The sequence below is a fragment of the Pseudomonas ficuserectae genome, from assembly GCF_024584585.1.
GTDB classification, from domain to species: Bacteria; Pseudomonadota; Gammaproteobacteria; order Pseudomonadales; family Pseudomonadaceae; genus Aquipseudomonas; species Aquipseudomonas amygdali.
On the sequence record NZ_CP085684.1, the window covers coordinates 1,073,375 to 1,093,389 of the forward strand.

12 protein-coding genes and 2 pseudogenes are annotated in these 20,015 nt (G+C 58.6%); 7 read left to right on the forward strand and 7 right to left on the reverse strand.

Annotated elements, in window-relative coordinates:
* The first annotated feature begins 169 nt into the window (after positions 1–169).
* Complete coding sequence (locus tag LJU29_RS04835) at positions 170–2,908, forward strand: HopW family type III effector protein (RefSeq protein WP_257111724.1); 2,739 nt, start codon at positions 170–172, stop codon at positions 2,906–2,908.
* Positions 2,909–3,193: 285 nt separating this feature from the next.
* On the opposite strand, the pseudogene LJU29_RS04840 reads toward LJU29_RS04835, so the two are convergent.
* A pseudogene (locus LJU29_RS04840) lies at positions 3,194–6,172 on the reverse strand (EAL domain-containing protein); the annotation flags it as partial.
* 1,241 nt (positions 6,173–7,413) lie between these two features.
* On the opposite strand from LJU29_RS04840, the gene ettA reads away from it, so the two are divergent.
* The gene (gene ettA / locus LJU29_RS04845; RefSeq protein ID WP_003368689.1) at positions 7,414–9,078 is read left to right on the forward strand and encodes an energy-dependent translational throttle protein EttA; all 1,665 of its coding nucleotides are present in this window, start codon (positions 7,414–7,416) and stop codon (positions 9,076–9,078) included.
* 66 nt (positions 9,079–9,144) lie between these two features.
* Here ettA and LJU29_RS04850 read toward each other — a convergent pair whose 3' ends face one another.
* The 4 genes and pseudogenes from LJU29_RS04850 to LJU29_RS04865 all read right to left on the reverse strand — a co-directional run bounded on the left by LJU29_RS04850 (position 9,145) and on the right by LJU29_RS04865 (position 12,616).
* Positions 9,145–9,642: a GreA/GreB family elongation factor gene (locus LJU29_RS04850; RefSeq protein ID WP_004655509.1), complete on the reverse strand. Its 498-nt coding sequence runs from the start codon at positions 9,640–9,642 to the stop codon at positions 9,145–9,147.
* A gap of 70 nt (positions 9,643–9,712) precedes the next feature.
* Positions 9,713–10,066 (reverse strand): annotated as a pseudogene (locus tag LJU29_RS04855) (hypothetical protein).
* 135 nt (positions 10,067–10,201) lie between these two features.
* Complete coding sequence (locus tag LJU29_RS04860; RefSeq protein WP_257111726.1) at positions 10,202–12,055, reverse strand: Lnb N-terminal periplasmic domain-containing protein; 1,854 nt, start codon at positions 12,053–12,055, stop codon at positions 10,202–10,204.
* A gap of 72 nt (positions 12,056–12,127) precedes the next feature.
* Positions 12,128–12,616 (reverse strand): DUF3015 domain-containing protein, encoded by a 489-nt coding sequence (locus LJU29_RS04865; RefSeq protein WP_002555221.1) that lies wholly within the window; start codon positions 12,614–12,616, stop codon positions 12,128–12,130.
* A gap of 275 nt (positions 12,617–12,891) precedes the next feature.
* Between LJU29_RS04865 and LJU29_RS04870 the strand changes: the two genes are divergently transcribed.
* The 5 genes from LJU29_RS04870 to bamJ all read left to right on the forward strand — a co-directional run bounded on the left by LJU29_RS04870 (position 12,892) and on the right by bamJ (position 17,652).
* Entirely contained in the window at positions 12,892–15,327 is a 2,436-nt protein-coding gene (locus LJU29_RS04870; RefSeq protein ID WP_005733673.1) for a Lon protease family protein, read from the forward strand.
* Positions 15,328–15,512: 185 nt separating this feature from the next.
* On the forward strand, positions 15,513–15,842 hold the full coding sequence (locus LJU29_RS04875) for a PA4575 family protein (RefSeq protein ID WP_011169498.1): 330 nt from the start codon (positions 15,513–15,515) through the stop codon (positions 15,840–15,842).
* A gap of 133 nt (positions 15,843–15,975) precedes the next feature.
* Positions 15,976–16,464 (forward strand): TIGR00645 family protein, encoded by a 489-nt coding sequence (locus LJU29_RS04880; RefSeq protein ID WP_005754259.1) that lies wholly within the window; start codon positions 15,976–15,978, stop codon positions 16,462–16,464.
* Between the two features lie 108 nt (positions 16,465–16,572).
* Positions 16,573–16,881 (forward strand): DUF6482 family protein, encoded by a 309-nt coding sequence (locus LJU29_RS04885; protein WP_005780828.1) that lies wholly within the window; start codon positions 16,573–16,575, stop codon positions 16,879–16,881.
* Positions 16,882–17,034: 153 nt separating this feature from the next.
* Positions 17,035–17,652 carry a BamJ family beta-barrel-assembly machinery protein gene (bamJ, locus tag LJU29_RS04890; protein WP_004655498.1) on the forward strand — a complete coding sequence of 206 codons (618 nt, stop codon included), beginning with the start codon at positions 17,035–17,037 and terminating at the stop codon, positions 17,650–17,652.
* A 79-nt stretch (positions 17,653–17,731) separates the two neighbouring features.
* Here bamJ and LJU29_RS04895 read toward each other — a convergent pair whose 3' ends face one another.
* Both LJU29_RS04895 and LJU29_RS04900 read right to left on the reverse strand, forming a co-directional pair.
* Complete coding sequence (locus tag LJU29_RS04895; protein ID WP_002555214.1) at positions 17,732–17,974, reverse strand: PA4570 family protein; 243 nt, start codon at positions 17,972–17,974, stop codon at positions 17,732–17,734.
* A gap of 256 nt (positions 17,975–18,230) precedes the next feature.
* Positions 18,231–19,814: a peptide chain release factor 3 gene (locus LJU29_RS04900; RefSeq protein WP_002555213.1), complete on the reverse strand. Its 1,584-nt coding sequence runs from the start codon at positions 19,812–19,814 to the stop codon at positions 18,231–18,233.
* Positions 19,815–20,015: the final 201 nt, after the last annotated feature.

Consider the following 20,015-nt stretch of genomic DNA (forward strand, 5'->3'; position numbering starts at 1 on the left):
ACTTGAGAGGGTCGAGATCGATTTAGTCATCGGCGGCGTGAACCGGGCACATCCACTCGAATTTTCAGCGATCACGCATCTATTTACCTTCAACTGCCGGAACCGTTCCGGGCCGGACGACACTCAGTCGGTCTGTTGCCCATATCCACCGACAGTAGGTAAAAACGCCATGATGCCCTCTCAGATCACGCGCTCCTCTCATTCCTCATTGCCGGAGGTTGCTCCTGCGTCCGGCGATGCAACCGGCGTTAGTGAGCAAACTCCGCAGCAGGCTCGTACCGTAGCGTTTTTTGCCTCCGGCGAGCTGGCCGTGGCATTTGGTCGCACCTCGGCTGCGCCAGCGCAGGACGCTGTGCGTCTGTTGTCTGCTCTTCAGCGTGAGCTGGATAAACAGCATCCGTCCTGGCACACCGTTGCTCAACTCTGTCAGAGCCTCGCCGAGGTCGGCACGACCGAGCAGGGCTGGCATCAACTGGCAAGCGAGGATCAGGTGCCGGCGCTGAGAGAACTGCTTGACCGTTGTACTCACCGGCTGGCCGATATGCCGGCTGCTCATGCATCTCACGACTCGCTGTCGCAGGCCTGTGAAGGGCTCAGGACAGCGCGGCTGCACCAATCCGTCGCTCATTTGGCTGCCCGACCGTCCGCCCTGGCCCGGGCGATTCCGGATCTGCTGACGTTGACTCATCTGGATCCCGAGACGCTGGGCGCAGAGCCCCCCGTTGTTTCGTCTTACACGCTCTTCAGTCATTTCGTTCGCACGGCCAAGCAGCGTACGGCGGATTTGAATGACAGCCTCCAGCGTCAACCCGACGCGGTCGTCAGTCTGCTGCGCTCACATGCCGACACGCTCAATGATCTGGAGATGTTGCCGGGCGCATTGCAGGCATTGACCGAAAATTGCCAGGACGCGCCAGCCTGCAATGAATTGCGCGAGCTGGCGGAAGTAGCGGGGGCGCTGCTGCAGCTATTGCGCGAACACGATCTTTTGCCGAGGCTGGAGGAAATCTCCATCGAGCCAGGCGAGGCACCTGCACCTAGCCACGAGCCTGCCGAGCCCATGCTGACCACACGCCAGGCATTGCTCAAGGCCGGCGGCAATCTGGTGCGCAAGTTTGATGCCTACGGGGCGCTCGCGCCGATGGATGACAAGGCGTTGCTGGCTTTGATGCGCACCCCGGCGCCACACCTGTCGCCCGATCAGATGCATGCCTTCCTGAACAAGCATGTGCTGCATCTCACGCAAGAACAACGCGATATCGTCAGCAATACCCCGCTGCCCTTCGCCCCTGAAGAAGACATTGAGGCCAGGTGCGGCATGGGTTTCGATGAAAAACTGCGGTTGGCGCTGGCCAACGGTTCGCTGGTGTTGAGCGAGGAGCAACTGGCCCGTCTTGGTGATTTGCCAAGTGCCGCTACCACGACGTCCGACGTTGTGCAGACGCTGCTGGAAAAGCCATCGTCTGCGCTGAGCGAAGCCGAGCGTGACATGTTGGGCGCAATCGTTCAGGCCAATGCTCAGGGGCAACTCGACGCCTGGCGCGCTCACAACGAACAGTTGCCAGCAGTGTTGAGCCGCTCGGGGCTGCCCTCTGATGTGAAAGACGAGTTGCTCAGCCTCAACAAAAGCATGAATGCCGAACTGGGCACGCTCAAGAACGGCGCCTCGCTCAAGAGTCGCGTCCTTGCAAGCCCGGCGATGCTGCTCGCGCTGGCACCCTTGCCACTGGCCGTGGCGTTCGTCAGCAAGGACAACTCCTACAGCTCATCGCTGGTTGCCCACTTCACCAAGAACGCGGTGTTCATGGCTGGCCTGATGATGAACGAGCTGACCAACGCGCGGACCAATGTCGATCACGGCCTGAACCGCTACTTCGTCACCGTGCTGGCCAACGCCATCGTGGCGCAGCCCACCTTTGCCAGGAACGAACACCTGCTGGAGCAGGTCGGCTTCGGTATCGCAACGGCCGTGGCATCGGGCGCTGCCACGCTGGGCGTATTCAACCGTGAATCGATCGTCGCTGCCTTCAAGCTCGCCAAGAGCAAGCTTTCCAGGCAAGACACCGGGAACGCCCGCATCCCGCAGGAAGACCATCTGGCCGTGGTCAAGCATTTCGACGTCAGCGAGCATTTTGCCCAGCAGATGAAAGTGGCGACCGAATTGTACAAGCAAGACAAAAGCATCACCGACATCATGAACTCGAGCCTGACATACCTGGGCACCAAAAGCAGCGAGTTCCAGGCCAGGTTCGAAGTCGCCGATGCCCTGCGCACAGGGCTGCAACTGGCCGAGGGGGAGCGCAAGGCGGACCCTGACTTCTACACCAAGCTGGGCCTGGTGGCCTTGACGGCGAGTATCGGTGCGGCGCTGGTGATGTTGATGAAAAGCATGGTCGGCAAAGCCGATTACGCGGCGGATGGCGTCTGGTGCGTATCGGAGATGCTCAAACTGGCCATGAACCCTGAAGTCGATATGCAAAAGGCGGTTCAGGTCTTCAAGGAAATCGTCGGTCTGAATCTGGTGATGACGGGGTTTCTGGGCGTCAACAAAGTCTGGAATTTTCTCGACAAGGGGATCAAAGGCTACGCCTCCGGTGCTGCGGTCCTGACCGCAGCCAACCTCACACTTCCCGGTATGGTTGGAGAAGTGGCTGGCGCAGCAGCCGGCAAGGGGTTGAGCTACCTGACTGACAAAGGCAAGGCGGCGCATCAGGCCGGCAGGGCGGCAGCGTCCTGGGCCGGAGATTACGTCAGCACCTCGCGTTTGGGGAGCGCGGTCGGCACCCTGCAAACGGCAATTCCGGGCAGGATTGCAGGCGGGCAGGTAGTGGCGGGTCTCTACGACCGCTTCCGGTACCTGACCTGGTCGCACCCGGCGCCTGCACCGCAAGCGGCTGGCGAGCCATAAGCCTGTAGCCGGTAGACCGCCGCCAGCAACGCAGGCGGTGGTCTTGCCTGGCTTACCACCATCACCGCCAATAATCCCTTCCACCTTGTTCAAGGCTTCGACGACCTGACAGGAAACACTGTCCAGGGACGTTGTATCGCTGATCATGCTACCCCCTTGTGTTCTTTGTTATGGGTAGAGCGCTCGCTGTCATTGACGCTGTGCCAGGCAGTGGCTCAAGTCTACTCATATTCAAGGGTTCGGCTATCGTTCAAATGGACGATGGCCGGGTCGCAAGGCTGGCCCTCAATCCAGCATGAACAGCGCATCATTGCTGAATTGCGCTTCGAACTGGCTTGCTGGCATCGGGCGGCCGAACAGGTAGCCCTGGACTTCGTCGCAGTCGTGTTCGCGAAGAAACTCCAGTTGCTCGTGGGTTTCTACGCCTTCGGCGATGACCGAGAGGTTCAGGCTGTGGGCCATGGCGATGATGGCGCGAGCGATCTGGGCGTCCTGTTCGCCCGACGGAAGGCCGTCGACGAAGGTGCGGTCGATCTTCAGTACGTCGATCGGGAACTGTTTGAGGTAATTCAGCGACGAGTAGCCTGTGCCGAAATCATCGACAGCGATACTCAGGCCAAGGTTTTTGAGGCCGTCGAGGATCTGCATGGCTTCGTTGACCTCGCGCATCAGGATGCTTTCGGTCAGTTCCAGCTCCAGGCAGGCAGGTGACAGGCCGGTCTGCTCCAGGATGTTGGCGATGCGCTTGCCGAGCTGGCCGTCCGAGAACTGTCGCGCCGAGATGTTGACCGACACTTTCGGAACGCGAACCCGCGCCTGATGCCACTGTTTGAGCTGACGGCACGCTTCAGTGAGCACCCAGTCGCCGACTTCCACCACCAGCCCGAGCTCTTCGAGCACCGGGATGAAGTCGTTGGGCGGCACCAGCCCGCGGCGTGGATGGCGCCAGCGCAACAAGGCTTCCGCACCCGTCAGGCGCTTGCCGTCGCCGCTGAACTGCGGCTGGTAATAAAGGGTGAACTCCTGCTGTTCCAGCGCATGCCGCAAGTCGCTTTCCAGCTCCAGACGCTCCAGAGCGGTCGCGTTCATGTCCGCCTGATAGAACTGGAAGTTGTTCTTGCCACGTTCTTTGGCGTGGTACATCGCCGTGTCGGCGTTCTTCATCAACTGGCTCAGTTCCTTGCCGTCCTGCGGACTGAGTGCGATGCCGATGCTGGCAGTGACAAAGAACTCGCGGCCTTCAAGCACAAACGGCGTTACCAGACTGGTCAGAATCCGCTCGGCCACGTGAATGGCGCGAGTCAGTGCGGCTTCGCGCGAGGTGTCCGGCTGCAGCAACAGGGTGAACTCATCCCCGCCCATACGCGCCACGGTGTCATCGGAAGACACGCAGGCGAGTAGCCGCGTGGCCATTTCCTGAAGCATCCGGTCGCCAGCGGCATGGCCCAGAGAGTCATTGATCGGTTTGAAACGGTCCAGGTCGAGGAACATCAGCACCACCCAGGCCTGTTGGCGCTCGGCGTGTTGCAACGCCGAATGCAGGCGGTCCTGAAACAGGGTGCGATTGGGCAGGTGAGTCAGGGCGTCGTAGTAGGCCAGACGGTGGATACGGTCTTCACTGGCCTTGCGCTCGCTGATATCGCTGAAAAAGCACACATAACTCGCCAGATCGCCTTCATCGTCGAGCACTGCGGTAATGCCGACCCAGGCCGGGTAGTGTTCGCCGTTACGGCGCTTGAGCCTGATTTCACCTTCCCAGGTGCCTTGGCCGTTCAATTGTTTGAGGATGTAGCGCAGGTGGTTTTCCTGTTCCGATTCCACCGTGAGCATGCCCGGTAGCTGGTCGAGCACCTGGGCAACTTCATAGCCGCTGACGCGGGTGAACGCCTCGTTGGCCTGAACGATATAGCCGGCAGGGTCGGTAATGAGGATCGCCGATGTCGAGTGTTCAAATACGGTGGCGGCCATGCGCAGGTCTTTTTCTGCCCGACGCTGCTGGCTGATGTCCCGGCCGACCCCGAAGATGCCCTCGAAATTGCCGTTTTCGTCCCACACCAGAACCACCCGCAATTCCACCGGGATCTTGCGACCGTCTGCACGCAGGCAGTCGAACAGAAACATTCTGGTCGTCACCTCTTCGCGCAATCTGGCGAGTTCCTGAGGTTTGTGCAGCACCTTGCCGATGCGGCTGATGAGCGCATCGAAACCGATCACTTGTTGAGGGTTGGCAATGACGGCGGACCAGCCGTTCTGGAGAATCCATTCGGCGCTGTACCCCAGCGCGCGTTCCACCGAGGGGCTGACGTAATTGACTGCCAACTGGCCATCCGTGGAAAAGATCACATCGCTGATGCTTTCAGCGAGCATCCGATAACGCTGTTCGCTGTCACGCAGCGACTGGCTGGACGCGACCTGCTCGGTAATGTCCTTGGCGATGCCGATGATGCGGGTGACCAGGTTTTCTGCGTCCCAGGCCAGCGCCTGTTCGCGCACATCGAAGCAGCGCCAGTTGTTCTCGCGGTCCCGAAAGCGCAGCACACATTGCAATAACTCGTTATGGCCGTGATGGCGCTGGCGCAGGCGCATGTCCTGATAGCTTCTGGCGTCGTCAGGGTGCAGCAGGATTTCCCAGAAGAACTCGCCCATGGCGCGCAGCTCGGATTTGCTGTAGCCCAGCGTGTAGCCGAAATGGTGGTTGCTGTAGATCACTCGCTGGCTGAGTACGTCCTGAATGTACAGGTGGTCCGGCACGGTTCGCACCACGTCGGACCAAAAGCTCTCGCGGTCCAGCAAGGACAGCTCGATCTGTTTGCGGCTGGTGATATCGCCGATGCTGAGAATAACGGCATCGAAGTCGCTACGTGACTCGGGCAGGCGCATGACCAGCCATAGATGCTGGTCCTGGCCGCTCGTGCGTGTCAGGCATATTTCCAGTTCCAGCCTGGGCAGCCCGGCGAGAACAGCCTGAATAACCTGAACGCCGATGCCGGGGCGCGAGCGCGATTCGCCCTCGATCAACGGCTGCCACGCCTGTTCACTGCGTTCGATTTCCAGCAGGCCCAGGGCAACTTGGTTGAGTTCGTTGATTCGCAACTGCTGCAACAGTCTTTTCAGCGAGGCTGGCTGGCTTTTGAGCAGAAGTTCGAAGTCTTCGTCCGTTCTGACTTCGAGTGCTTCCAGTTGCTCTTGCAGACCCGACATATCCATGACGCAGATCGCAACGCCCGCACCCTCGAAGATATCGCGATAGCGGCGGCGGCTTTGCAGCATCTGGCGCTGGCGTTTGCGCAGGCTCATCAGCGCGATCAGTGGCAGGATCGACAGCAGCAGGCCGATCAGACACTTGCCGATCAGAGGCGCAAGCAGCTCGCTGCGGGCCTTGTAGGTATCGAACAGGCCTCGCAGTTGCCAGTCGCTGTTACTCAGTGGCTGAAGCAGAACGGTATCGGAAAGACCGCTGTCCGCCTCGTTGTAGGGCGCCGGTTCACGGAGGAGAACCCGCTGGGTCTTGCGTTGCTCCAGGCGCCAGATATGTTGAAAGTCCTGAGCTGGCTGGCTTGCCAGGTCCTTCAAGGCGTCGGGTGCCATGCGTAGCGCCCAGTAATCGCCGCTAACGCCACCGCCTTGGCGAATCAGTGTATAAATCTGTTTGACGTCTTCGGTGCCGGTGTAGAAATAGGGGTGGCCTTGGGCCTTTTTCATGGCCTGTCGGAGAAACTCTCCGTCGCGGGATGCCTCGGCGCTGTCACCGACAATGTCACCCGTCGGGTTCAGCCGCGCGGCGCTGCGCAGCGCGGGCAGGGCAGTACGGAGGCTTGCCAGTGCCGTCGGCTGCTCCAGCCGGCCTCCGGAGGATTGCGCCTCGTCCAGCAGGTTCATGGCGATTTGCGCCTTGAGTGCCATGTTTAGACTCATCCGGTCGGAAAGCTGGATGCTGTACTCCAGGCTGCGCTGACGCTGGCGTTCCTGAGTCTGATGAAACTGCTCGATCAATTGCCAGAACAGCAGTGCAAGCACCACCAACACCAGCGCGGCCAATATACCTTTCACTGAGCCGCGCAAAGGCCTGGTCGCACTGTCTATAGCGACACTGGATGACGGCAGAGGCGTTGAAGTGGGCAAATCGTTGTTCCTGACTGCTGGACTGAAGCAGCGATGCTTTATGTAAAATGAGCGGGCCGCCCAAAGAGGGCGGCTAGCATGCCTTTACTTGTGGCAGAGTGCCAGCCCCATTGGGCCGGATCGTTTGCCCTGCACGCTGCATTCGGGTAGCTTTGCGCAACGCGTGGTATCCACCGACTCCTGCATGAGTGACTCCACTTTTTGCAATATCGACCAGGCTTTATATGTGTCAGCACGGCCCCGATCTGTTTCTGCCTGGGTTCATTCAAGGCTCGGAACGGTCTCGCGGCAAGTCTTGCGGACAAATAAAAGCTTTTTTCCGGCCGGAGCTTTAAGCTCGCGTTCTAAATCGGTCCTCATCACAGACGCTAGGTTTTCATTTCATGGCTCAATACGTCTACACCATGCATCGGCTGAGCAAAGTTGTGCCGCCGAAGCGTGAAATCCTGAAAAACATCTCTCTGTCTTTCTTCCCCGGCGCCAAGATCGGCGTGTTGGGTCTCAACGGTTCGGGCAAGTCCACGCTGTTGAAAATCATGGCTGGCGTCGACACCGAGTTTGACGGCGAAGCACGTCCGATGCCCGAGCTTAATGTGGGTTATCTGCCGCAAGAGCCACAACTTGACCCGAACAAGACGGTCCGTGAAGTGGTTGAAGAGGCGGTCAGCGTCATCAAGGACGCCCAGGCGCGTCTTGATCAGGTTTACGCCGAATATGCCGAGCCGGACGCTGATTTCGACAAGCTGGCAGCCGAGCAGGCCAAGCTTGAAGCGATCCTGCAGGCCAGCGACGGTCATAACCTGGAACGCCAGCTGGAAGTAGCCGCCGACGCACTGCGTCTGCCCGCCTGGGATGCGAAGGTTTCGGTCCTGTCAGGTGGTGAAAAACGCCGTGTTGCGCTGTGCCGCCTGTTGCTCTCGGCACCGGACATGCTGCTGCTCGACGAACCGACCAACCACCTGGATGCCGACTCTGTCGCCTGGCTGGAGCATTTCCTGCACGACTTCCCGGGCACCGTGGTTGCGATCACGCACGACCGTTACTTCCTGGATAACGTAGCCGGCTGGATTCTGGAACTCGACCGCGGTGCGGGTATTCCTTACGAGGGTAATTATTCCGGCTGGCTTGAAGCCAAGTCCGACCGTCTGGCTCAGGAATCCAAGCAACAGACCGCCCACGAAAAGGCCATGAAAGACGAGCTGGAATGGGTCCGCAAGGGCGCCAAGGCGCGTCAGTCCAAATCCAAGGCGCGTCTGCAACGCTTTGAAGAAATGCAGTCGCAGGAATTCCAGAAGCGCAGCGAGACCAACGAGATCTACATCCCGGCCGGCCCACGTCTGGGCGACAAGGTCATCGAGTTCAAGAACGTTACCAAGGGCTACGGCGACCGTGTGTTGATCGACAACCTGTCGTTCTCCATGCCTAAAGGTGCCATCGTTGGCGTGATCGGTGGTAACGGTGCCGGTAAATCGACCCTGTTCCGTATGCTGATGGGCAAGGAACAGCCGGATTCGGGCAGCATCGAAGTCGGTGAAACCGTACAACTGGCCTGCGTGGACCAGAGCCGTGATGACCTGGACGGCAGCAAGTCGGTGTTTCAGGCGGTGTCCGACGGTTCCGATGTGATCCGTATCGGCAACTATGAAATCCCGTCGCGCACCTATGTTGGCCGCTTCAACTTCAAGGGTGGCGATCAGCAGAAGTTCGTCAAGGACTTGTCCGGTGGTGAGCGTGGCCGTCTGCATCTGGCGCTGACCCTGAAAGAGGGCGGCAACGTGCTGCTGCTCGACGAACCGTCAAACGACCTTGACGTTGAAACCCTTCGTTCGCTGGAGGAAGCGCTGCTGGACTTCCCGGGCGCCGCCATTGTGATCTCCCACGATAGGTGGTTCCTTGACCGTGTGGCGACGCATATCCTGGCGTACGAAGACGATTCGCAAGCGATCTTCTTCGAGGGTAACTACACCGAGTATGAAGCGGATCGCAAGAAACGTCTGGGCGAAGCCGCTGCCCAGCCGCATCGTGTGCGTCACAAGAAGCTGGCCTGATCAGCGTTTAGGCACGCGCCGTTCCTGATCGGGAACGGCGCTGCCGTTATTGTTCATCAGCACGCTTTAAGCATCCGGCTCGATCAGCAGTATTTCAATCGACTGATTTCCCGCCGGCCGCTCCCACACCACTTCATCGCCTTTCTGCGCACCGATCAATGCACGTCCCAGTGGCGAGCCCCAGTTGATCAGCCCTTTGGCGGCATCCGCCTGATCCTCCCCGACCAGATGCACGCGCTGGCGGTTGTCTTCTTCATCCGCGAATGTGACCCAACTGCCAATTTGTACTTTTTCGGTCGACACGGCCGTCGTCACAACCTGCGCGCTCTGCAGGCGCTGGGTGTAGTAACGCAGGTCGCGTTCAAGGTCAGCCTGGCGCTGTTTATCGGCGGCGTCTCCCAATGCAGTTTGCGCACTGTGCTGCGCCTGCAGGCTGCTGACATGCTTCTTGAGCAACTTAAGGCCCTCGGCGGTGACGTAATTGGTCTGTGCGCTGACCAGCCGCTCTACCGGTTGCTCGGCATCGGCGGCAGCGTTGTCTTCGTTTACAAATGCGCGGCTCATGAGGTGTCCTCCCTAATGAGCTTTGGGCCACAAGAGGGCATCATTGGTTTCGTCGATCTTCCCGCGTGCGTCAGTTTGGGCGATAGGCCTTGGCTGCACTGCGAGTCTTCTCCCGCTCCCAGGCACGGTCACGATCGTTGAAGACCTAGCCGGGGTCGAGTCGGTCGCGGTTATCCTGCGAGGCCTGACACTGGCGAAAACCGTCAGTCCAGCCTTGGGCGTAGAGCTTGTCCTTCAGATAGCGGGGTACGTTTTTTCTGAATTGACCGGTGCTGGCACCTGCTGCGTCCCTGCCACTGCTGCAACCATCCTGATAACCGTCTGCAAAACCCGGCGGATAACCCTCGGCCAACATCTGGTCACGGGTGGACTGACAACCTGCCAGCACGATGGCCAGCGACAACAACACCCAATACCGCTTCATGGTGGTTCCCTCTACTTATGAGAGGAGTCTAGAAGGTAATTTGTGAGTTATTTGTAAAAGCGATGTAGGGAATAGGTGATGGCAGCGTGCCTTTGTTTTGAGGCAGCGCCGCCCGCAGTTTTTGCACTCATCCTGTCAGTAGTGATACCACTTCACCTCAAGCATCACTTCGTTCTGCGGCGAGCTCATCTGGCTGAACTCGCGTTGGGCACTCAGGCGCAGGCCGAGGTTGCGCGACAGCTCCCACTGCTGATTGAGGCTGACGCTGCGGCGTACTTCGCCGTTGGTGAAGTAGTCGCCCTTGGCTTCCAGGCTCAGGTTGCCCAGCGGGTTGCGCCACAGTAAGCCAGTGTTGAAACCAGCAGCGGGAGAGATGAATTCGGCGAAGTCGTTGTTGTGCTCGACGCGCACGGTGCCCAGCGCAAAGCCCAGCACTTCGTCGCCCAATTGCCAGGTACCGCCGCCACCACCGTTGACATGGCTGACAAGGTTTTCATCGCCATGTTTGCCAAGTACCCGTTCCAGCCCGCCGGTAACTTGCCATGACCAGGGTTTCAGCAGCTCGGTACGCGGGGTCAGGGAGCGAATGGTGGCCAGGTCCAACTGCTGAACTTGCCAGTCGTTACCGTCGTATTGGCGCACCTTGAGCTGAAGAATCTCGATCTGCGCACCCAGCGGAAAGCCGTAAGCGTTGTCGTTCAGGTCGTGATAGGCCATGCGCAGGCCATATTCGGCGAACGCTTTGTCACCGCGTGTGCCCGCCCCCAGTTGCCAGGTACGCGATTCGTGGCCTTCTTCCGGCAGGCCGGGGCGCGGGATGTCCAGCTGTGGCGGCGGGTTCTGATTGATCGCCTGCAGCAACTCGAAACTGCGTTGCGAGCGCTGCGTGTCGCGTTCAAGCCCGTTGGCGCGGTAGCGCTCCAGACGGTAGGCCGCGTCCTGAATCAACGCGCGTCGTTCTTTCGGCTGGGCGAGGTACTCGCTGTTTTGCAGTTGTTTCTGATCGGCGCTGACTTTCAGCACCCACTGTTGTTCGTCGGCATCAAGGGGCTCGGCGCGGCTCAGCAATTCCCGCTCGCGAGAAGGGCGATAGTCGATCTTTTCAACCAGCCCTGCGGCTTTGATCGCCTTGACCGTATCGGTCGGGATCGCAGTCAGGCCGAATTGCTCGGTGAGATTCAGCCCGGGTCGTGCGACCTGCAGCAATTCCAGCAGACGGTACGAGCAGTTTTCGTCGAAGAAGAAATAGCTGAAGCGAATCTGTTTCAATTCCCAGACATGTTCAACCATGCGCCCGGTTTCTTCCGGGGTAAGGTTCAGACGGTATTCCCACAGGTCACGGTTTTCCAGGCTGCGGTATTCCGAGAGCTTTTCCTGATAGGGCACCAGCGCAAACAATCCAGGGTAGCCGCCAGCCAAGCCTTTCCAGGCATACAGAATGCTGTTGTCCATGCCTTCAATGTAGGCACCGAAGTTGATTGCATAGCTAAGTAACGTGGTGTTGTTGGTTTTCGCGCTGGCCGGATCGATGCGCAGTAACGTGTGGCCAAACATCGACGAGGGGCTGTTGAGGTACGCGGCCGGAAAAATCAGTACGGTGCTGTCCGGTGCCACATCCTTGTACCAAGCCTTGAATTCTTTGCAGTCCGGCGTCGGCAGGTCATTCAGTTGCAACTGGTCGCGCAGCCAGCGGGTGCGTGCCGGGTACACGCACTGGGCGTGGGTCTGTTCGTTGGTTACGGGGGCGTATATGGCGTCAAGTGTCGCGCTCAGTTCCGCCTTCGGGTCGTGTGCACCGTCCGCAGCGAGAAAGAATTTCGGGTCTGTCACATAGCTGCGCCAACCGCCGAGCTTGCCTGCCTCGTAGTGACCCAGTGAAATCCAGAAGGGCTCATTGGCCAATTGCTGCAAACGGTCAGCGGTAGCATGAGGTGCCGCAGACAAGGGGGCACAGACAAACAGCGCCAGCGAGACAAGACGTTTGAGCATAGAAAGCAACTAGTCAAGAGAAGTCAGGAAAGGTGATCCCGCCTTTTGCGATGAAAAGGCGGGCGAACGACTTTAAGCCTGGGTAGCGTACTTGGCCAGAGTCGGATCGTTTTTCAGAACGTTGACGGTGTTGGTGTGAACGTCTTCAGCGGTGGCGTCGGCCTTGCTGAAAATTTGCGAGAAGTGCTCGTGAGTGACCGCAGCGAAGTGCTCACGATCTTCTGGTGCAACGCCCAATACCACAGCGTAGGTAGTCAGTGCTTCGCCCTGACCCATCGCCATGTCCTTGGAAAGTTCATCCATCATGCCGTTCATGGCAAGCCAGGATTTACCGCCGTAAGTCAATGCGCCATTGGTCGAGCAGCCGTTGGTACCGGAGGTCATGCCGAAGGTGGCGTTACCCGAGGTGCCGTTGGTGGTTGAGGCCAGGAAGTGAGCTGGAGTGCCGCGTTGACCTTCAAACAGCATGTTGCCCCAGCCGCAGTCCGGACCGCCTGGCGCTTGAGCCATAGCGTTGATGGATACAGCGGCGAAGAGCGTTCCAAGAAGAATCCGTTTCATAGCTTTTTCTCTTTTTAGTTCAGCCAAGGGTCGAGTTTCTTGAGTAGTCACATCAAGACAGACGGCCAACCAGCAACCACCTGTGCAGTTTGGAGCTTAGGCGGGTTCCAAGGGTTCCGTGAGCTATTACAGATTATTGCCGAAAATAGAAATTTTCCGGGCAGCGGGCTATGGCTTTAAGGCTGTAAGTGCCTTTCGGTTTTTCCTGCCTTGCAAGTCTTGTACGGCGAGCGCCAGAATGCCGACATCTGCCCCGCCTGATGTAAGGATTACTGATGCCCGATTCTGTCGCAGCCAACCTACGCCTGGCGCCACATGCGCTGACCCGTCCGTTTTCCGCTGAGCAGTTCAGCTTTGCGACCACCAACGAGCTTGAACCCTTTCGCGGTGTACTAGGCCAGGAGCGTGCCGTAGAGGCCTTGCAGTTCGGCGTTGCCATGCCGCGCCCCGGTTACAACGTATTTGTCATGGGCGAACCCGGTACTGGCCGCTTTTCGTTCGTCAAACGCTACCTCAAGGCTGAAGGCAAGCGGATGAAGACGCCTTCGGACTGGGTTTACGTCAATAATTTCGATGAGCCCCGCGAGCCCAAGGCGCTGGAACTGCCACCAGGCACTGCGCATGAATTCACGGCCGACATCGGTGGCCTGATCGATAACCTGTTGGTGACCTTTCCGGCGGTTTTCGAGCACCCGTCCTATCAGCAGAAGAAAAGTTCGATCGACCGTGCGTTCAATCAGCGCTACGACCGCGCACTGGATGTGATCGAGCGCCTGTCGCTGGAAAAGGACATCGCGCTGTATCGCGACAGCTCCAACATCGCCTTCACGCCGATGGCCGATGGCAAGGCGCTGGACGAGGCCGAGTTTTCGCAGTTGCCCGAGGCTGATCGCGAGCGTTTTCACGAAGATATCTCCGCCCTTGAGGAGCGCCTCAACGAAGAGCTGGCCAGCCTGCCGCAGTGGAAGCGTGAGTCGAACAACCAGCTTCGTCAGTTGAACGAAGAAACCATCACGCTGACCTTGCAGCCACTGTTGGCACCGCTCTCGGAAAAATACGCCGAGAACGCTGCGGTCTGTGCGTACCTTCAAGCGATGCAGGTGTACCTGCTCAAGACCTTGGTCGAGCAACTGGTCGACGATGCCAAGACCGACGCTCAGGCACGCAAGTTACTGGAAGAGCAGTACAGCCCGAGCCTGGTGGTCGGCAATACCCGCGACGGCGGCGCTCCGGTGGTTTTCGAGCAGCATCCTACGTATGACAACCTGTTCGGGCGTATCGAGTACAGCACCGATCAGGGCGCGCTGTACACCACCTATCGCCAGTTGCGCCCTGGTGCGCTGCATCGCGCCAATGGGGGCTTTCTGATTCTGGAAGCCGAAAAAATGCTCGGCGAGCCGTTCGTCTGGGACGCGCTGAAGCGCACCTTGCAGTCGCGCAAACTGAAAATGGAATCACCGCTGGGCGAGCTGGGGCGCGTGGCAACCGTGAGCCTGACGCCGCAGGTTATTCCGTGGAACGTCAAGATCATCATCATTGGTTCGCGCTCGCTGTATTACACCCTGCAAGACCTCGATCCTGACTTTCAGGAGATGTTTCGGGTACTGGTCGATTTCGACGAAGAAATTCCGATGGTCGATGAAACGCTCGAGCAATTCGCTCAGTTGCTGAAAACCCGAACGTCAGAAGAGGGCATGGCACCTTTGACCGCCGATGCGGTGGCGCGACTGGCAACCTACAGCGCTCGACTGGCTGAACACCAGGGGCGTTTGTCGGCGCGTATCGGCGATCTGTTCCAGTTGGTCAGCGAGGCAGACTTCATCCGCCAGCTGGCCAGTGACGACAAGACCGACGCCGGGCATATCGAGCGAGCGTTGAAGGCCAAGGCCACGCGCACCGGGCGGGTTTCCGCGCGGATTCTCGATGACATGATGGCGGGTGTGATCCTCATCGACACTGACGGTGCCGCGGTCGGCAAATGCAACGGCCTGACGGTTCTAGAAGTCGGTGATTCGGCGTTTGGCGTGCCGGCGCGTATTTCCGCCACGGTCTATCCGGGTGGCAGCGGGATTGTCGACATCGAGCGCGAGGTCAATCTTGGCCAGCCGATCCACTCCAAGGGCGTGATGATCCTCACCGGCTACCTGGGTAGCCGTTACGCTCAGGAATTCCCGCTGGCGATATCCGCGAGTATTGCGCTTGAGCAATCCTACGGTTATGTGGACGGCGACAGTGCGTCGCTGGGAGAGGCCTGTACGCTGATTTCAGCGTTGTCGCGCACACCGCTCAAGCAGTGCTTCGCAATCACCGGTTCCATCAACCAGTTCGGCGAAGTGCAGGCGGTGGGCGGGGTCAACGAGAAAATCGAAGGCTTCTTCCGTCTTTGTGAGGCTCGCGGGCTGACGGGCGAGCAGGGCGCTATCATTCCGCACGCCAACGTCACCACGCTGATGCTGGATGAGCGTGTGGTTCAGGCCGTGCGTGACGGGCAATTCCATATCTATGCGGTACGTCAGGCCGATGAGGCCTTGAGCCTGCTGGTCGGCGAGCCTGCCGGTGCGCCTGACGAGAATGGCGAGTTTCCGGAAGGCAGCGTGAATGCACGTGTGGTCGAGCGCTTGCGCGACATCGCGGAAATGCTCAGCGACGAAGACCTCAAGGAAGAGCTGGAGAAGGAGCCAGCCCAGTTACAACCTGAACTGAAGGTCTGACAACGGCGCTAGCCGGGCGGTGCTGAAACCGTCCGGTATTGCGTTCACCAGCGATCCGTTCATCAGGGATATTTCCTGCGGGACGGTTTTCTTCTAATCTTGATCATGACCGCAGTGGCCAATCGGATTGGCGCACATCCTGCTTTGCCAGACGGATGAATACTGTTGCTGATCAGGAGCGCATCATGCAGCGTAGCCTTTGCCTTACCCGAGAATGCATGGGGCTGATGACCCGCATCGAATGTGTCATTCGGCCTCTTCCCCACGATGGTGGACAATGGATGGTGCTCTTCGCAGCCGGCATGGCTGAAGAACAGCCCTCCGCGATCAAATCCCAAGGACCGTTCAACGGCCTGCCAGCGGCGCAGGCGGTATTGACGAGCATTATCGAGAGCTTGTCGCTGCATGGTTATCAATGCGCCGATGATGTACCAATATGGACCTTGCATATTCAAGCTGAACTGCGACGTATCAACAGTGGCATGGTGGTGTGTGAGCGCTCATCGCTTTTCTAGCCAGTCTGCGCTATGCATGCCGGTCTCCTGACAGTGCATATATGCGCGCTGTGCGATATTTTGTCGCATCTCCAGAGCAGCGCGTTACCGCTGATATACTCGCCCGCTCCTTCAAAACACCTTGCGAGTATCAATGGAACGTTTTTTTGAAAATGCCATGTACGCATCGCGCTGGCTGCTGGCGCCGATCTATTTCGGTCTTTCCCTTGGGCTGCTGGCGTTGTGTCTGAAATTCTTCCAGGAAATCTTTCACGTCATCCCCAACATTTTCTCGCTGGCCGAAGCTGATCTGATTCTGGTGCTGCTGTCGCTGATCGACATGGCGCTGGTGGGTGGTTTGCTGGTGATGGTGATGATTTCCGGTTACGAGAACTTCGTATCGCAGCTGGACATCGATGAGGACAAAGAAAAGCTCAACTGGCTGGGCACCATGGATTCGTCTTCGCTGAAGATGAAAGTGGCGGCCTCCATCGTGGCAATCTCCTCCATCCACCTGCTGCGGGTGTTCATGGATGCCTCCAACATCAAGCCTGAATACCTGATGTGGTACGTGATTATCCACATGACCTTCGTGATATCCGCGTTTGCGATGGGCTATCTGGACAAGGTCACCAAGCACTAAGGCGACGCGCGATGAAAGGGGCGGGCGTTATCGTTTCTGGCATGTCGGCGCTGTGTGTTGTAAAACGTCCGTTCCGATGCATCAGGCATTTGCGCAGGAGGTTCGATCATGAATTATCAGGAATTTATCGAACACGCCCAGGCCGGGCGGGTCGATGAGCTGAACCTGATCTCCATCGAAGGCGGCATCTATCTGCTGGATGTGCGCATGAATGGCACTTCGGTGATGCTCAAGGACCCGGCAGGCAAGACCCTGCATCTTCGCTCGGTGGAGCATGCGCGGGATTTGCTCAAGGACATACCGGTGGTGCCTTTTTACCTGGTCCATTGTGTGGTGCATGACGAGCTGTGCGGCATGCCGGTCAATGACCGTTCCGAGATGCGCATGCCGATCTCGTTTCATTCCTCCTGGTCCTGATCGCCAGCCGCGTATTGCTGCTGCGGTAGGGGCTGTAGCGGCAATTGTGCTAGGCTGCTCGCCCTTTTGGTTCGGGGCGCATCAGGGTATAGCGTGATTGCCGTTCAGGTATTGCGTGATTGCCGACTGCGTGCCCCTCTGCGGAGCAGTGTCATGTCCGAAGTCAATCTGTCCACCGATGAAACCCGCGTCAGCTACGGCATTGGCCGTCAGTTGGGCGACCAGTTGCGCGACAACCCGCCACCGGGTGTCGACCTGGAAGCCATCGTGGCAGGCCTGCGTGATGCATTTGGCGGTCAGCCAAGCCGTGTGGGTCAGGAAGAAATGTCCGCCAGCTTCAAGGTTATCCGTGAAATCATGCAGGCCGAAGCGGCCGCCAAGGCTGAACAGGCTGCGGGTGCCGGCAAGGCTTACCTGGCTGAAAATGCCAAGCGCGAAGGCGTGACCACGCTGGCCTCGGGTCTGCAATTCGAAGTGCTGACTGCTGGCGCTGGCGCCAAGCCAACCCGTGAAGATCAGGTGCGCGTGCACTATCACGGTACGCTGATCGACGGTAACGTCTTCGACAGCTCCTATGATCGTGGCGAGCCTGCGGAATTTCCGGTCAGCGGCGTGATTGCTGGCTGGACCGAGGCGCTGCAACTGATGAACGCTGGCAGCAAATGGCGTCTGCACGTACCGAGCGAGCTGGCTTACGGCGCTCAGGGCGTGGGCAGCATCGCACCGCACAGCGTGCTGGTGTTCGACGTGGAACTGCTCGACGTTCTGTAATCGACCCGGTCGATCCAGAGGGTCGCTGAACGAATCGCGCTGATTCGTTCAGCGGCGGGGTTGTGCTGATGCTCCATGCTCAGTGCAACTCACCCATCGGGCGCAACGCCCGCGCATAGCAGAACAGAAACAGGTTTCTCACCAGCTCCTTGAGCACCAATGGTTCGCTGGAACTCAAGCTGCACACATCCAGATCGCCCTGATCACGTAACTCCTCCAGCGCTTCCTCTTCCAGCACCGCACACACTTCGCCCGTCTCGCGATGAAGAATTCTCAGGTAAGGGTGGGGCCGGTCCAGCCATGCATCGATCAAATAGGTCATGTCTCATCTCCTGTGCAAGTAAGATGAGAATAATTCTTATCGGGATAATAGCAAGGCACTATTGAGATTAATTCTCATTTTTCGCTGAATGGTTGATCCAGGTCAGTGGATGTTCAGGAAGGGTTGGACGCAGAGCGTCCAGAACGGCATGCGACGCAGAGCGTCGCACGATAGTCGCCATTGAGCTTATCGTTCCTCACGCTCCAGCGTGGGAATGCCGTTCACGACGCTCTGCGTCGCACGATAGTCTGGATTATCAATGGTGCTCGCGGGTGGCGCGGAATTTCACGTCGGGCCAGCGTTCTTCCATCAGTGCCAGGTTCACGCGAGTAGGGGCGAGGTAGGTCAGGTGACCGCCGCCGTCCACTGCCAGGTTTTCCACAGCCTTGTTCTCAAACTCTTCAAGCTTCTTCTTGTCGGCGCAGTCGATCCAGCGGGCTGACCAGACGGTGATCGGCTCGTAGGCGCACTCGACCTTGTATTCTTCCTTCAGACGGCTGGCGACCACATCGAACTGCAGCACCCCGACGGCGCCGAGGATGATGTCGTTGCTGCGCTGCGGAAAGAACACCTGCGTGGCGCCTTCTTCGGCCAACTGCTGAAGGCCCTGACGCAGTTGCTTGGATTTGAGCGGGTCCTTCAGGCGCACGCGGCGGAACAACTCCGGGGCAAAGTGCGGAATGCCGGTAAAGCCCAGTGCTTCGCCTTCGGTGAAAGTATCGCCGATCTGGATGGTGCCGTGGTTGTGCAAACCGATGATGTCACCGGCGTAGGCTTCTTCCAGTTGCTCGCGCTCGGAAGAGAAGAACGTCAGCGCATCACCGATCCGCACGTCCTTGCCCAAGCGCACGTGGCGCATCTTCATACCCTTGTCGTAACGGCCGGAGCAGATACGCATGAACGCGATGCGGTCGCGGTGCTTGGGGTCCATGTTCGCCTGGATCTTGAACACGAAACCGCTGAATTTCTCTTCGGCCGGTTCGACGGTGCGCTCGTTGGCCACGCGTGCCAGTGGCTTGGGAGCCCAGTTCACCACGGCATCGAGTACATGGTCGACGCCGAAGTTGCCCAGCGCGGTGCCGAAAAACACCGGGGTCAATTGGCCGTCGATGAATTCCTGCTGGTTGAACTCGTGGCAGGCACCCTGCACCAGTTCCAGTTGCTCGACAAAGCGGTCGTACTCGTCACCCAGATGGGCGCGGGCTTCGTCCGAATCGAGCTTCTCGATGATTTTGGTTTCGGTACGCTCGTGGCCATGACCTGCGGTGTAGACAATGATGTAGTCGTCGGCCAAGTGATAGACGCCTTTGAAGTCCCGATAGCAACCAATCGGCCAGGTGATCGGCGCAGCCTTGATCTTGAGTACGGCTTCGATTTCATCAAGCAGCTCGATAGGGTCGCGGATGTCGCGGTCGAGCTTGTTGATGAAACTGACGATAGGCGTGTCGCGCAGGCGGCAGACATCCATCAGCGCAATGGTGCGTGGCTCGACGCCTTTACCGCCGTCGAGGACCATCAGCGCGGAGTCGACTGCCGTCAGGGTGCGGTAGGTGTCTTCGGAGAAGTCTTCGTGACCCGGCGTGTCGAGCAGGTTGATCATGTGCTCGCGATACGGAAACTGCATCACGGATGTGGTGATGGAAATACCGCGTTGTTTCTCCATTTCCATCCAGTCGGATGTGGCATGACGGTCGGATTTACGCGACTTGACCGTACCGGCGATAGAAATGGCCTTGCCCATCAGCAGGAGTTTTTCCGTGATGGTGGTTTTACCCGCATCCGGGTGGGAAATAATGGCGAAAGTGCGGCGTTTCGCGACTTCGGCGGCCTGTTGGGTCATGGGAAATCGCCTGAGACGGTATTGAAAAAGGGCGCAGATTATAGCTCAACTCGCGGCAATAACCGAACCGTTCAGACAATAAACGATGGCCAGATAATGTCTCGTGTGGGAACCTTTCAGGCCGTGGAGACGTCCACTCCCCCGTCAAGGCTCGCAACGAAGCCAACGCAAAGGGCTGATTCATCAGCATGTTGGCTTGAC